Here is a 14,712-nt window from a genome sequence, read left to right on the forward strand (position 1 = left end):
TCTTTTGGCGGTGTTATTTTTGATAATCAAAGTGTTTTTTAGCATTTTTGGCTTCAGTTATTTAGTGAAATTTAGAATGACCTCTTCATCAGTATTTTTCAATAAATTATAATTTTGATATCCTATTTTTTTGACCCATTTCCCTGTTGGAGTTGAAAAAACACTTTCCTCTTCACTCATTGTTTTTAAGTTCCTTTGGAAAATGAATAAATTGGTAGACATTCCTCCTTCAAAGTCTTTAAATTCACCTCCTTTATGCCAACTTGCTTTAATTAAAGAGACTGGATAATTTGAATTTATTTCATCAAATACTTTTTTAAAGGAATGAAATCCCAATCCAGCTCTTTGAAATTTTGGGTTATAAATTTTTATTATGCTTACAAATTCACCATTTTTATTTCCAGAACCTTCCGCCGTACCAATATCCTCTCCAGCTTCATTGGTGATTTGATATGATACATAATCATCGTTTTTTGATTCACTTTTTATGTAAATAATACTCATTTAATGCTAAATATGTTTTTAATTGTAGCCAACAATGCGCTAAATGTATTGATCACTGTTATAGGACCACTTTTCTTGTTCTTATTCTATTTTCTCAAAATTCGCTTTTATCCTTTCCTTCAGCATTTCTCCTTTTTCAAATTGCTCCAGTAATTCAGCTTTTAAAGTCTTCATCTTTTCTTCAAAAGGGATTCCGTCATCTTCTTCGGCTTCTGTGCCTACATAAATTCCTGGGGTGAGTTTGTAATCCTGCTTTTGAACTTCGGCTATTGTTGCTGCTTTAGAGAAACCTTTGATGTCTGCGTAACCCTCGCCTTCGCTCGGCCTGGCATTGCGCCACTTGTGGTAGGTCTCGGCAATTTTATTAATATCATCATCACTAAAAACCCGCAGTTTACGGCTGGCCATCGTGCCCATTTTGGAGGCATCCAGGAACAGGATCTCGTTGTTGCGCTCGCGGTGGGTGCCGTCTTTTCCGTCGCGATTTTTGCTCAGGATGAAAAGGCAGGCGGGGATTCCGGTGGTTAGGAACAGCTTATCGGGCAGGCGAACAATGGCATCTATCATTGAATTGTCTACCATATGCTGCCGCACGTTTTTCTCTCCTTTGTTGTTGGAGGTCATCGCGCCGTTTGCCATTACAATTCCGGCAGTTCCCGTGTCGCTTAAATGGTGCCAGAAGGTTTGCATCCACATATAGTTGGCGCTGCCATCTGTAGTGAATTCTTCCTTGGGTCCAAATAACCGGGGATCGCCATCGGGCAGATCCTCAGGATGCCAGTTGCTCACATTAAAAGGCGGATTGGCAATGATATAGTCGGCTTTCAGGTTAGGGAATTTGTCATCGAGCAGAGAATTACCCAGTTTGATATCAAAAGAAAGGTCCCTCAACATCAGGTTCATAAGGCATAAACGCAATGTTTGAGCGGTCATTTCCTGTCCGTAGATCGCAATGTCTTTTTTGTTTCCGCCGTGTTCTTTGATGAACTTCAAACTCTGCACAAACATTCCACCACTTCCACAAGCTGGATCAAAGATGCGGCCTTTGAAAGGCTCCAATAGCTCCACCAGCAGCCTTACAATACTGCCGGGCGTAAAGAACTGTCCCGCACCCGATCCTTCCGCCATTGCAAAGCGGCCAATATAATATTCATAGATACGACCCAGGATATCGCTTTCGGGATTTTCCTTTTCAGAAAATTTAGGGTGTGAGAGCAGGTTGATAATTCCGCCGGTTTGTTTGGGAGAAAGTTCACTCCGCACAAAGATCCGCGGCAAAATATTCACCAGCTGGGGATTATACCCCGTTAAAAGTTCCTGGATCACATCAAAGGCATCATCTACCTTCACCTTGATATCATCCTGCTCGGCATTGTCCTTCAAATATTGCCAGGAAGCGGTTTCAGGAATTTTAAACGTATTGCGGGAACGGTATTCATCCCGGTCCTCCAGGACGTAATTGATCTCTTCTTTATCTGTGGTGTAATAATCGGAGTTGGGATCATTAAGCTGCTCCTTCAGTTCCTCGCGTACCACCTCATAGCGTTCGCTAAGGTGCTTTACGAAAACAAGGGGAAGGATATAGTTTTTATAGTTATTCTCAGATACCGCGCCGCGTAATTCGTTCGCCGCATCCCAGAGTTCTTTTTCAAAATCAATGTCTGCTTTTGCCATGTAAAATAAATGGTGGTTGTAATTGTATTAAAGAGGATCTATGTAGGGTGAGATCCTGTGTGGGAAAGTTAGTTAAATTTTTTAACAACAATTAGTTTTAGCTTTTTATGATGTAAAGGGAGGTTTGTATTAATAATCTTTTGTTCTTAAAAAACATCTAATTGACTGGTGGGATTTAAGTCTGAAATCTTAAAGTGAACGTGGTGCCCAGGTTTTTCTGGCTGCTTACTTCAATTTCACCTCCCAGGGCGTTCATATAACTTTTAACCAAATATAGACCAATACCTTTACTATCACTATGATTTGTAAACACCTGGTGTATTTCAAATATCCTATCCTTGTTTTTCTGAATATCCAATCCTATTCCATTATCAGAAAACTGAATTTGAGCCCCGTTTTCTGTTTTATGAGAAACAATGCTGATTACCGGGGGGATGCCGGGTTTTGAATATTTAATTGCATTTGTGATTAAATTGAGAAATATACTGTGTAAGTAAAATTTGTTAGTCTCAAGAATTTCAATTTCAGAAAAGTCAATGTGAAAACTGGTGCCGGAATGTTCAATTAAAGATCCCAGGGATTTTATAATGTTATGAAGGATCTCTTTAGCAGATACAGGTTGCAATCCGGGCTTTAATAGCTGATTTTCCCTGATATGATCAACCTGTTCGTCTAAAGTAGATTTTAATCTTTCCACGGATTTTCCTAATAATTCAAGGTGTAGGAGAGTTTCCTCATCTTCCACTTTTGATAAGTCTAAAAGATCTATAAGGGAAATTAAATTATTCACAGGTGCCCTTAAATCGTGTGCGGTCGTATAACTTAACTGGGTAAGTCCCGAATTTACGGAAGTAAGATCTTTAATCCTAAAATGCCGATCTTCTTCGAGTTTTTTAAGATGTGTAATATTTTTGGAAATGGCATAAATCAATTGCTTATCGGGTACGGGAACGGAAGTCCAGGTAAGCCACAGAATTTCTCCCGATTTTGTAATGTATCGGTTTTGGAAGTGTACCAAAGGAATTCCTTCCAGAATTTTGGCGCGGGTATCTGCTGTGTTCTGCTTATCCAGGGGATGCACAAATTGGCTAATTGGTGAGTTGAAAAGCTCTTCCTGGGTATAACCCATCACCTTAATGAATGCCGGGTTTATTTTCCTGAAGTATCCATCAAAACCTGCTATACACAAGTAATCGTGGGAAAGTGAGAAAAAAGGTTCAAGATCAAACTCAGTTGTGGCAGCAAAATCTTCGATTTCCATAAGAGGTTTTAAGGGGCAAGTAAATTTAAGATTTTTTTTCTACCTGTAGGTTTGATCTTTAATGGTATAACCTACTTTCAAACTTTTTTACTCTCATTAAAGAAAGAAATCATCCAAGTTATCGCAAGTTGTGGGAGTAGGGATGCGGATTTGGCGGCTTAGTTGTTTTAATAATGGGTCTCTAAAATATTAATTTATCTAACTACCCGTTATTTGCGAAGATCCATTGTTGTTGCCAGTTTTTGTGTATAATAAATATTTTTTCAGTAGTTTTTCTTTTTTGTAAATCTTATTTTTTTGAAACCAGAAAATTTCATCTTTTGTCAAACCTTTCAGTTGGTCAATGAAAACGGGAAATTTCATATTATTAATGAATTTTCTCCAATACTTTTTAGTGACCTTATATTTTTTTAAATCGACTTCACGAGTTTCACCATTATATAGTTGTAATTTTTCTCTAAAGATTTCAATATCTAAATGGCCATATAATATCTCATATGCTGTTACAATATGATATTTTAGTTGTGTTAATTCTAATTGATCTCGTTTTGCAATGTCATTATTGAAGGAACTACAAATTATTTTATTAGACGTGAATTGTACATTTTCTATATAAAGTAATCCATAGAATTCCATTACTTGGTCATAAAGTTCCTCTGTTAAGTAGTCTGGGTTATTAGGCAACTTCTCTGGAAAATCTATAATGAAATAATATTGATACGGAAATACTTCAATTATAATCTCGGAATGTTTTGCTAAGGTTTCACCATTTAGTATCCAAATCATTTTATTTTCACCATAGAAGTCCTCCCTGGAGGATATATTTTTAATATTAATTGGAGAATTTTGGATTTCTATAACCATATCATTATCTAACTGTATATCTGCCCTGTGAGATTTTCCGTTTTTTGTTATTATTTTTTCTCTATTTTGTTCAGGGAAATAGTTCTGCCAAGTAACATGCCAATCTGTTATAGGTTCATACCAATGATCACAATCTTTATTTCGTTTGTGAGCCCAATGTTTCTTTTTGTATTCTCCTTTTTTCCCAATAATCTCTGACTTACAAATTGCGCATTTTGCACGTTGACCTGAAAATTCAACTTCAATTCTCTGATTATTTTCACCTTGAGCGTATCTCATATTAGAAAAATTGGCTACAACTCGTTATATACAAAGCAATATAACTCTTTAGCTTAAAAAAATCTAAGGGATAAAAAAGAGCTTATTGAATTTATGTCGTCTTTTAATGTAAGGAAATGGAAATGCTTAAAAGAATATTGCAAAGATGAATTGAAAGGAGAGAAAATTTTATAAATAGTCAAACGAAATAAGTTATAGGGGATTTTCCGGCCAGAAATCTTTTGGAGAGCATTCCAAAATTAATGCAATTTCGTTTAGATGGTTTATATTATATTTTGCCCTTCGAGTTTCGGACTCAACATGAGAAATAAAACTATCGCTTAATCCTAACTTCTGAGATAGCGCCAATTGAGACAAACATTTTTCTTTTCTTTTATCTCTTACCCTTTCAATAATATAAGTTTCTATTTTACTAGTCACGCTTTATTTCTGAGACTACAATTAGAAACATATAAAATATTTTAACAAAGGTACGTGTACCATTAATTACATAGTTTGCTTATATTTGAAAATTACGGGGAAGAAAGTTAGCATTTCTATTCAACCTCTTGTTTCAATAACTCAAGGAATTAATAAGAGCTTTCTCCTAATTTTTACAGCTTCATCCCTACAAGAGGCTGCACATCCAGATGGATGAACTCATCTATCTATACATTTAAAATATTGTCTATAGAATATTAAAGCGGGTTTCTATGTCACAGCATCATTACGAACTACTAAAACAGGGGCATACTTCCGCCTTGCGAAATATTCATGCACAACACAGTAGGAGTATCTATTGGGTAGGTAAACAATTCATCCAAGATGAGTTCGTCATAGAAACCTTGGTACAGGATACTTTTTTAAAGTTATGGGATCACCGGGATACTATAGTATCACCCAAGCATATCTTCTATTTCTTACGGTTCGTAATGAAAAGAGATTGCATCACTTATAATAGTAGGCCTAAAAATAAGTTTTTCAGGAAGGTAAATTCGCTAGAGACTTATGAGAACTATCAGGATTATATGCTGGGCTATGATCCTTTAAAAGACTCTGAGAGCCTGCAGGATCATGATCATGATCAACAAGCATTTAATCAAATCAAAAGCGTGCTGCCATTATTAGATCCAGAAAGAAGACGCCTTATTGAGCTCTGTTTAAAATACGGCTTTCAGTATAAAGCGATTGCGCAGCTTAAAGGCACCAGTGTTACCGAGACTAGCAACGAGGTGAAAAAGGCGATCCATGATATTAAAACGATCATCACCCAGGAAGGCAGGCTTCAAACGAAGCCAGAACCTATTCTTGAAATAAAGCTTCCGAAGAAATTGACCGAGGAGCAGGAAAAGGTATTGCAGCTACGCTGTGAAAAGAAGTATTCATTTGCTTCCATTGCTATGGAACTGAACCTTTCTCAAAAGGAAGTCCACCAGGAATTTATGACAGCCTATAAACTGATGCAGGAGAAACATGAACAGCAATTAGAATCGGCATAATATGGAAAAGTCTACCATGAAACTCACCCGGAAAATCCAGCTATTAGTTGATCTTCCCACCAAAGAAGAACGAAAGGAAGCCCTGGATAAATTGTACCAGTGGCAGAACCGATGTTTTAGAGCAGCAAACCTTATCATGACCCATTTGTATACCCAGGAAATGATCAAAGAATTCTTTTATTTATCTGAAGGCGTTAAGTATAAATTAGCCGATGAAAAGAAAGATGCTTCCGGGATCTTAAATCGCTCCCGAACAAATACCACCTACCGGCTTATCTCCAATCGTTTCAAAGGAGAAATCCCCACCAACATATTATCGAACTTAAACCAATTTCTTATTTCTACTTTTAAAAAGAACTTACCGCAGTACTGGAGTGGTGAACGTTCCCTGCAGAACTTCCGGAGAGATATGGCTTTTCCATTTGATATGGAGTTGATTAGCGGATTACATTTTAATGCAGAGAAAAAAGCATTTTGTTTCAGCCTGTATCAAATTCCTTTTCGCACCTATTTAGGAAAGGACTTTACCGATAAACGGAAGTTACTGCAGCAAGTCATACAAGGAGAAACCAAACTCTGCATGTCCCATATTAAACTGAAAGAGGGTAAAATCTTCTGGCTCCCAGTATTTGAAATTGAGAAAGAAAAGCTTTGCCTAAAACCGGAGGTGATTGCAGAAGCCTCGCTGTCGCTTGAATATCCTATAGTGGTAAAAGCTGGAAAGGCAAAGCTTAGCATTGGAACCCGGGAAGAGTTTTTATACAGAAGACTAGCAATACAGGCGGCCCGGAAAAGAGCTCAGAAAGGAGCCACTTATGCCAGGGCAGGCAAAGGCATTAAAAGAAAAACAAAGGCTGTAGGTAAATTTCAGAATATGGAAAGAAACTATGTGCATCAGCGTATCCATGTATATACAAGAAGACTTATCGATTTCTGTATTAAACACCAGGCTGGAACCCTCATTTTATTAAACCAGGAAGACAAGATCGGGATAGCCAAAGAAGAAGAATTCGTATTTAGAAACTGGAGTTATTATGAGCTGATGACAAAAATAAAATACAAGGCCGAGAAAGCCGGGGTGGAACTTATTATAGATTAAAGTTTTGGTTATGAGGGTGCTTGTACACCCGTAAGGTGAGGTCAAAAACACTCACTAAATGCGTATAGCATATACAACGCGTGGGCTACTCTTATTTTTTTGGTCAGAGTAAATGGAAATTCTGTTAGGTTTTCTAATTTGAAAGTAGGTAGAAAGAGAATCATGTATATTTGAAAAAACTCATAAAAAACTACATCGTGGGATTAAATGCCTTAATATCTTTGGATTTAAAAAATAACTCAGCCGAAACAAAAGAATTTTTTGAACAGGAAATGATCAAGAAAGAGTGGTCAAAAATTAGCGAGGTAAGAGATACTTGGGTATCCAGTTTTAATGAAGGTATCCAGCGAGAACAAGCCTTGAATGTAATTCAGGAGGATATCAAAAGTATTTTGGAGAAGTTAGAAATGGACAAAATAAGTTTAGCAGTTCAATTAGCTTCGGAAGACATCGTCTTTGGGGAATTCAACTAAAATCTGGAATAAGTAATATACCGAAGGTCTTTGAAAAATTATTTGCATGAAGATCTGCTTCTTCCTGCGGGTTGAGAAAGTTTTTCACGTAAAAACTTTTGGCAATAGAGCTAGAATAAAACTAGTGATAGGTCTAAATAGGTATACTCAAATAATCACTTCCATAATTTGAGAAGCTTGAATGGATCAATATCTGAAAACAGCTCATCATGGGTCTGAATAAGAGGATCCAGCAAATCGACTTTTTGAAATCCAAAGTGCAATAATTCTATGTTCTCTTTGGTTAGCTGATTGTCTTTTTCTAATTGAGCTTCATATTCATAAAGAAATTTTCTTAACTTATTTGCCTCATGCCATAGCTCTGATTTCTGTCTTAGATCTTGTAATAGGCTAATCTCATTATCAATTAATATCTGTCTTTCTTTTTCTAAACGTTCTTTCTCCTTTTCCTCCTCCTCTCGTTTCTTACTTTCAATTTCCCGTTGTCTTTCTGCTTCAGCTTCAATCTCCAACCATGCTATTATTGCAGATAATTTATTTTCAAGTTTGATGGTTTTAGCATCGTTCCAGGTTTTACTATAATAATATACACCGGTATTTATGGCTAGCATACCGGTAGGTTCCGATTTATATTCTTCACCATATTTGCCAGGAATTTTGATTCTTTTATTCTTTTCCGAAATACTGATCTCTATTTCAATTCCGTATAATTTTACGAAAGAATTATACCTTCCGAAGGTCAATTCATGACCCCTGGCATTGAGGTTTTTCAGTAATACATTAAATAATAATAAAGCTCTGCTCAATTGTTTTTTAGAAATATAGCAGCGAATTGGTCCTGGATAATATCTTGCATAGTAATCAAGATCCTCTGGGACTTTAACATCTTTATTATACCATTTTTTGGTGTGTATTAAAACTGGATCTAACATGTTTGACAGTTTTTCTGGAATGGAGAAATTTGTTCGGGAATCAGCTTCTATTTCCAAAATTTTTTGATCCATTTCAGTGAGATCTCCAAAATCCCTATGATCACCTTCCGGTCGGAGGTATAGCTCAATGTTTGTTTCATTATCTATGGAATTAAGCCGTGGCTTTTCAATCTCCTTTCCATATTTCTTTTTCGACCAGTAACCGTTAGGAGGTAATGGTATTTCATTTCGTTCACATATCCTTTTAAAACTGGCATACGAAACCATATATTTTTCAGTGAAATAGGTTCGTGGATGTTCCCATATCGCGGAAAATAGCTCCTTCCTCGTGAGTTTAATCTTTTTATGCATGGCTAGATAATCAGAATGAAAATTTACTATTTTCACCACTTTAAAACCTAACGCTGAACATGTTAAAATTTTCAAGATTTCACCTTTTACTTATCCTTAGTTTAATCCTTGTGTCCTGTTCTAAAGATTCCGAACCCAATGATGAAAAACTGCAACCTGAAGAACAGGTAATAGAGGATAAGTTTCAATATATTGCTCTAAGAAATGATGGCAAACTTTTTACTATTGGAGATCAAAGTGGTGTAGTGGAGCCGGCAGGAAGTATACCGAACTTGGAGTTTAATACTATATTCAATGCGGTAACCTCTTCTTCAGAAAATACTTATATCTACGAATCATGGTTTGATCCACCACAGCCAAGATTATTTATCCGTAATCGGCGGACCGAAAATAGTGAAATGGTAAGATTGGAATTTCCGGAAGAGTTCGGAAATATTCCCGGCTTTATGTCCTTGGATTGGGATGAAACTCAAAATAGTCTGATAGGGATCATTAGACATGAATTTGATAGTCCTTCAACAGATAAGCCTGTAAAAATTGCCAGAATAGATCCTGATACGTATGAGATACAGGTTTTAGAAAATCTAGATTTAAATACACTGGGTTATCAAAATGTATTCTCCTCCCAATTGATCGATCAGAAAATATATGTTAGCGCATCGAAGAATTCCCGAATAAGCGATGCGGATCTTTTGGAAGTTGATCTTTCCAATAAAACCATCAAGGTTTTATCCCAGGACAGTATAGAGACAGGTCTCGTGAATCTGGCTGCTATACCAAATACTAATAAATTACTTGGTTTTGCTCCTCAGCTAAATACAGGTTATGCGGGTGCGGTAAAACCATATATCTATGATATAACCACGGAAGAGTTAATTTTAATTGATGCTGTACCTCGAATTTCCGGGCTACATTTCGCGAATAAGACATTTGTAAATGATGATTCGAAGGAGTTAATTGCGTTAATTGCAAGGGAAGGTCATGGCCTTTTTAAGTATGACTACCAAACAGGAGAATTCGAGATAATACCTGTTAAGAATCCAGAGGATCTTTCATCGATGGTTGCTATTATTGATGTTATCAAGTTATAGGATAATTATAGAAAATTGAATTTTTTAATAATCAATTATAATTTAATAGCTGCAGCAAGCAGGAAATTTTAATTAATGTACATAGGTGAGTTTAAGGCCCCATCTCTACCGTAACTAACCTTGAGCATAGGGCGCATTTATGATATCTACTCAAATCAAAGAAAATAGCTACTAAAACGAGTAGGGGATAAGGAATAGAACAATTAACTGGAAAAATTGGCACCTCGATAATAATCCAGAATTTTAACCCGGATTAAAAACTCATACTTGGTATTCGCCAGATTAATCCTCGAGCGATCGAGGTTGTTTTTGCTAATGATATATTCCACAAGATTGGAGACTCCATTCTCAAAACGGATTTCATTTACTCGATAAGATTCCTCGTAAGACGCGACCTGTTCTTGTAAAACGAAGTAGTTATCATATGCTGCCTGCATGGCATTATAGGCTTGCTTAATGGCCTGCTCATATTGATTTTTAGTGTCTTCCAGCTCTAGCTCCGTATCTTTAAGTTGAATCTTTTTTAGAGACACCTCTCTTTTAGCCCTGAAACCGTTGAAAACGGGAATATTAATACTTACTCCGGCAACCGAACTGAGGTTGTTGTTTAATTGATCGATATATGGAATATCCTGTTGCGAAAACTGGCTCTGGTTTGATTGTACCGCGTAATTGATTCCATCTACCTTTATAAATTGACCGGTTTCAACTATCTGTGTACCGGTTTCGTTGAGCAGGCTGGCCAGGCTGGAATAATTAGTATTTAGCTGTGCAAACAGGGAAACTTCAGGCAAATACAGGGATCTTGCTACGGCAACGTCTTCTGTCGCTCCATCCAGTCGCAATTGTCTTGCTCTAAAAACCTGCAGGTTGTCCAAGGATTCTGAATAAACTTCTTCCGCAGTAAGATCGTATGCTGTAATTTGAGGTAATACCTGCAAATCTTTAATGCTAATTTCAGCATCGGTATTTAGCAATTGAGCAAGTTCCAGTTTAGATTGTTTCAACTGATTCTCAGCTGCGATAACGGCAGACATGTCATTACTTATCTGTCCTCGTATATCTGGATAGTTCGCCGGATTACCTTCGCCCTGTTCATTCAGCGTTTGAACACGATCGGTTTGCTGTTTTGTACTTTCAAGCCTTAGTTTAGCTAGTTCCAGTAGATCACGGTTATTAAGAATCTGAAAATAAGCCAGGGTAACGTCAAGAATCAATTGTTGCTTATCGGATTCTTTTTCGGCTTCAGCGGCTTTCATATTATAACGATCCCGTTGAATACTGTTTCTTAGTTCAAAACCATTAAAAATCCGGGCATTTAATCGCAAACCGGCATTACTAAAACTAAACTGCTGGTCAATCACATCGTTTGTGTAAGGATCTATACTCCGCCCTTTATTTACAGCATAACTGTAACTTCCGTTAATAGTTGGTAGCACCTGGGACTTCGTTGCACGAAAATTGAGTTTTTCGGTTTCAGACCGCAAATTGGATCTTTGGAAATTGATGTTATAATCGATGGCCAGTTTAATACATTCTTCCAACGATAATTCGTTTTCTGAAGAATTCTGTGCAGTTAAAACGTTAGTGATGATAAGAAATAGAATGATGAATTTTTTCAAAATAATGGTTTTATAGTTTTGTGGCGCTTCCGTCTAAAAGATGAATAGTTCGTGAACCATATTCGGCATTGCTTTCAGAATGAGTCGCCTGGATGATGGTGACGCCTTCCTGGTTTAATTCATTGAAAAGCTGCATGATTTCGTCGCTTTGTTTGGAGTTGAGATTTCCTGTAGGTTCGTCGGCAAGAATTAATTTAGGTTTAATGATTAGTGCACGAGCAATACCCACAAGTTGCTGCTGCCCGCCGCTTAACTGATGCGGGAAAAGATCCTTTTTACCAACAATGTTGAAGCGATCCAGCATATCTGCGACCAAAGCTTTTCTTTCTGAACTTTTTACATTTTTATAGAGTAGGGGAGTTTCAATGTTTTCATATACGGTTAGATCGTCCAGCAAATGATACGCCTGGAAGATAAACCCGATATTCTCGTTGAAGATCTCTGTCCTTTTTTTCGGTTTAAGCTGATGGATCGCTTCGTCTTCAAAATAATATTCACCTTCCTGAAATTCATCCAGCATAGCAATGATATTCAGCAAAGTAGATTTACCAGAACCTGAAGGTCCCATGATAGAGAGAAATTCTCCCTGTTCGACAATCAGACTTAGATCGTTCAGTAGAAAAATTCTTTTTCCACCAGATTTTACCCATTTATAAAGGTGATTTAATTTAAGCATTAGTATATTTTTTAATCGTTTTTTAAAGAATTAACAGGATTAGAAATCGCTGCTTTAAGGGCTTGGAAACTTACCGTTGTAATTGCTATCAGTAGTGCGACCAGCCCGGCATATAGAAAGATTTGCCAATTGATCTCGATGCGGTACACAAATTCCTGAAGCCATTTATATGCAAGCCAATATGCCAGCGGGAAAGCGATAATGAGTGCAATGAATACTAGTTTCACAAAATCTTTGGAAAGCAGTCCAATAATACCAGTAACGCTGGCACCTAATATTTTTCGAATTCCAATTTCCTTAGTACGTTGTTCCGCCATAAATGCGGCAAGTCCAAAAAGTCCCAGGCAGGCTACAAAAATTGCAAGTCCGGCAAAGATGATTGCAACGGTCGCCGTGCGACGATCCCTGGCATACATCTGTTCTACATTCTTATCCAGAAAGGTATAATCGAATGCAGAAGAAGGTATTACTTCCGTAAATTTACTTTGGAATTTATCCAGCGTAACCGGCAATTCATCACTTTCAAACCGAACCAGCATATACTGAAGGGGCTCAAAACCATTATTAAAAGCATAACCACCAATTGGAGAACGTAGAGATGAAAAATTGAAATCATCTACTACCCCAATAACGTAGGCATTAGGCCCCAGTTGGGCAATTAGATTCTTACCAATGGCTTCTTGTGGTTCTATTCCAAGGAATTCCACTGCTTTCTTATTGAGTACGACATCTACTATTGAATCGCCTTCCTGTTTAGTTGCCGGTAAATCTTTTCCAGCTAGAAGTTCCAGTTGAAGTGTTTCCACAATTCCACCCGTGGTACGATTAGTTTGCAGAGACATCGCTTCGTCTGAATTCATATTTCTATAAAGCGCCCGGCCGCTAACGCTGATTCCCGGAAAACCCTGGGCCATAGTCGTAGACGAAACTTCAGGCAGACTTTCAAATTCATCAAGTAGGGTTTGCTTTTCATTTTCAGAATTTACAGCAGCGATTGAGATCGCCACGGTATTATCAGGATTGTATCCAAGATTTTTATTCCTCATAAACTCCAGCTGATTATAAATCACTATCGCACTGATGATCAATATCACAGAGGCGGAAAATTGAACCACCACGAGTCCTTTTCTTAGGACCGCTGTAAAACTATTTTTATTGGTGCCAGACCTGATCACTTCCATCGGGGAAAATTTAGAAAGGTGAAATGCAGGGAACGATCCCGCGATGAGCGTGGTGATCAACCAGATTGCGATGAGGGCGATGACAAATTCAGGAGACCATAGAAATTTAGTGGAAAGATCTACGCCAACGATACTTTCAAAAAAAGGAATCGCCAAAACAGTAAAAATCAAAGCAAGAAATATAGACAGCAGAGTGACAAAACTTGTCTCAGTAAAGAATCGTAAGATCAATATTTTGCTGGATGCACCAAGCGTTTTATTGATCCCTACGTCTTTAGTACTTTTTTGTGATCTCGCCGTGGCAAGATTCATATAATTAATACAGGCGATCAATAAAATTAAAATAGCCAGTAAGCTGAAATTTCGAACTTCCTCAATACTTCCCGTTTTTGAGGAGAAAGCACTTTTAATATTTGCAGAGTAGAGGTGCATTTTCTCTAATGGTTGCAGCGATAAGGTATACCATTGGTGTTCTTTTTCCACATTAGCATCAACAAGTTGTTGCATTTTTTTGGTAACCTCTGTACGGTTTGCTTGGTCGTTCAGTAGAAAATAAGTTTCAAAACTGGCATTTCCCCAGGTAGGATCATTATAAAAACCTACAGAATTAAACGAAGCGATCATATTACCATCCAGGCTGGAATTTTCCGGAAAGTCCATATAGACCCCGGTGATCTCCATGTTTTTCTTATTGTCTATACCAATCGTCTGGCCAAGGGGATTCGTATTTCCAAAATACTTTTCAGCGGTAGATTTAGAAATAACAATGGTATTAGGTCTTACCAATGCACTTTTTGAATTTCCGTAGATAAATTCAGGTTGAAAAATATCCAGGAACTCCGCATCTGCATAATATAATTTTTGCTCGGTGAATTGCTGATTGTTGGCTTCAATAGACGCGGTTTTTCCGAAATCATGATCCCATAATCTGGCAGATTTCTGTATTTCCGGAATTTCATTAGCAGCAGCGGGCTTTAGTGCAGCGGGCACTGTTGCCCAAACTTCATTATCTCGCTCCTGCGAGGTATTGAAGATCACCCGGTAGATCCGGTCTTTTTGGGCATACATCGTATTAAAACTTCGCTCCTGCAATACGAACAGGAACAGTAAGATGGTTATGGTTAATCCAATCGAAAGACCAAGAATATTGATGAAAGAGAATGTTTTATCGGCTTTGATTCTTCGCCAGGATATTTTGATGAAATTTTTAAGCATAGATGATTTTAT

13 protein-coding genes are annotated in these 14,712 nt (G+C 37.4%); 4 read left to right on the forward strand and 9 right to left on the reverse strand.

Translation table 11 applies throughout. The features are described from left to right. Positions 1-57: 57 nt before the first annotated feature. The 5 genes from ABVM50_RS10105 to ABVM50_RS10125 form a co-directional block, all read right to left on the reverse strand. Complete coding sequence (locus ABVM50_RS10105) at positions 58-504, reverse strand: hypothetical protein (RefSeq protein WP_405198465.1); 447 nt, start codon at positions 502-504, stop codon at positions 58-60. Positions 505-585: 81 nt separating this feature from the next. Further along, positions 586-2,178 (reverse strand): N-6 DNA methylase, encoded by a 1,593-nt coding sequence (locus ABVM50_RS10110; protein ID WP_405198466.1) that lies wholly within the window; start codon positions 2,176-2,178, stop codon positions 586-588. A gap of 175 nt (positions 2,179-2,353) precedes the next feature. After that, positions 2,354-3,439 (reverse strand): ATP-binding protein, encoded by a 1,086-nt coding sequence (locus ABVM50_RS10115; protein WP_405198467.1) that lies wholly within the window; start codon positions 3,437-3,439, stop codon positions 2,354-2,356. A 198-nt stretch (positions 3,440-3,637) separates the two neighbouring features. After that, positions 3,638-4,582: a competence protein CoiA family protein gene (locus tag ABVM50_RS10120; protein WP_405198468.1), complete on the reverse strand. Its 945-nt coding sequence runs from the start codon at positions 4,580-4,582 to the stop codon at positions 3,638-3,640. A gap of 192 nt (positions 4,583-4,774) precedes the next feature. Then, positions 4,775-5,002: a helix-turn-helix domain-containing protein gene (locus tag ABVM50_RS10125; RefSeq protein ID WP_405198469.1), complete on the reverse strand. Its 228-nt coding sequence runs from the start codon at positions 5,000-5,002 to the stop codon at positions 4,775-4,777. Positions 5,003-5,274: 272 nt separating this feature from the next. On the opposite strand from ABVM50_RS10125, the gene ABVM50_RS10130 reads away from it, so the two are divergent. From ABVM50_RS10130 to ABVM50_RS10140, 3 genes are all read left to right on the forward strand, one after another. Further along, the gene (locus ABVM50_RS10130; RefSeq protein WP_405198470.1) at positions 5,275-6,060 is read left to right on the forward strand and encodes an RNA polymerase sigma factor; all 786 of its coding nucleotides are present in this window, start codon (positions 5,275-5,277) and stop codon (positions 6,058-6,060) included. A 1-nt stretch (position 6,061) separates the two neighbouring features. Next, a complete protein-coding gene (locus ABVM50_RS10135; RefSeq protein ID WP_405198471.1) occupies positions 6,062-7,159 on the forward strand; it encodes a hypothetical protein in 1,098 nt (365 codons plus the stop codon). Between the two features lie 170 nt (positions 7,160-7,329). After that, complete coding sequence (locus tag ABVM50_RS10140; RefSeq protein WP_298247323.1) at positions 7,330-7,632, forward strand: hypothetical protein; 303 nt, start codon at positions 7,330-7,332, stop codon at positions 7,630-7,632. Positions 7,633-7,787: 155 nt separating this feature from the next. Here ABVM50_RS10140 and ABVM50_RS10145 read toward each other — a convergent pair whose 3' ends face one another. Further along, positions 7,788-8,915: a hypothetical protein gene (locus tag ABVM50_RS10145; protein WP_405198472.1), complete on the reverse strand. Its 1,128-nt coding sequence runs from the start codon at positions 8,913-8,915 to the stop codon at positions 7,788-7,790. Positions 8,916-8,974: 59 nt separating this feature from the next. On the opposite strand from ABVM50_RS10145, the gene ABVM50_RS10150 reads away from it, so the two are divergent. Next, on the forward strand, positions 8,975-10,006 hold the full coding sequence (locus ABVM50_RS10150; protein WP_405198473.1) for a hypothetical protein: 1,032 nt from the start codon (positions 8,975-8,977) through the stop codon (positions 10,004-10,006). Positions 10,007-10,209: 203 nt separating this feature from the next. Here the strand turns inward: ABVM50_RS10150 and ABVM50_RS10155 are convergent, their stop codons facing one another. From ABVM50_RS10155 to ABVM50_RS10165, 3 genes are read right to left on the reverse strand one after another with little or no spacing between them, the layout of a single operon-like run. Next, positions 10,210-11,628: a TolC family protein gene (locus ABVM50_RS10155; protein WP_405198474.1), complete on the reverse strand. Its 1,419-nt coding sequence runs from the start codon at positions 11,626-11,628 to the stop codon at positions 10,210-10,212. 10 nt (positions 11,629-11,638) lie between these two features. After that, entirely contained in the window at positions 11,639-12,304 is a 666-nt protein-coding gene (locus ABVM50_RS10160) for an ABC transporter ATP-binding protein (protein ID WP_322302584.1), read from the reverse strand. 11 nt (positions 12,305-12,315) lie between these two features. Then, positions 12,316-14,700, reverse strand: coding sequence for an ABC transporter permease (locus ABVM50_RS10165; protein WP_405198475.1), 2,385 nt, complete (start codon positions 14,698-14,700; stop codon positions 12,316-12,318). Positions 14,701-14,712 lie beyond the last annotated feature (12 nt).

It is taken from the genome of Christiangramia sp. LLG6405-1 (genome assembly GCF_045055805.1).
Classification (GTDB): domain Bacteria; phylum Bacteroidota; class Bacteroidia; order Flavobacteriales; family Flavobacteriaceae; genus Christiangramia.

Excerpts from the sequence above, each read along its gene's own strand:
- ABVM50_RS10105 (WP_405198465.1), bottom strand. The coding sequence starts at position 504 with ATGAGTATTATTTACATAAAAAGTGAATCAAAAAACGATGATTATGTA.
- ABVM50_RS10110 (WP_405198466.1), bottom strand. The coding sequence starts at position 2,178 with ATGGCAAAAGCAGACATTGATTTTGAAAAAGAACTCTGGGATGCGGCG.
- ABVM50_RS10115 (WP_405198467.1), bottom strand. The coding sequence starts at position 3,439 with ATGGAAATCGAAGATTTTGCTGCCACAACTGAGTTTGATCTTGAACCT.
- ABVM50_RS10120 (WP_405198468.1), bottom strand. The coding sequence starts at position 4,582 with ATGAGATACGCTCAAGGTGAAAATAATCAGAGAATTGAAGTTGAATTT.
- ABVM50_RS10130 (WP_405198470.1), top strand. The coding sequence starts at position 5,275 with ATGTCACAGCATCATTACGAACTACTAAAACAGGGGCATACTTCCGCC.
- ABVM50_RS10135 (WP_405198471.1), top strand. The coding sequence starts at position 6,062 with ATGGAAAAGTCTACCATGAAACTCACCCGGAAAATCCAGCTATTAGTT.
- ABVM50_RS10145 (WP_405198472.1), bottom strand. The coding sequence starts at position 8,915 with ATGCATAAAAAGATTAAACTCACGAGGAAGGAGCTATTTTCCGCGATA.
- ABVM50_RS10150 (WP_405198473.1), top strand. The coding sequence starts at position 8,975 with ATGTTAAAATTTTCAAGATTTCACCTTTTACTTATCCTTAGTTTAATC.
- ABVM50_RS10160 (WP_322302584.1), bottom strand. The coding sequence starts at position 12,304 with ATGCTTAAATTAAATCACCTTTATAAATGGGTAAAATCTGGTGGAAAA.
- ABVM50_RS10165 (WP_405198475.1), bottom strand. The coding sequence starts at position 14,700 with ATGCTTAAAAATTTCATCAAAATATCCTGGCGAAGAATCAAAGCCGAT.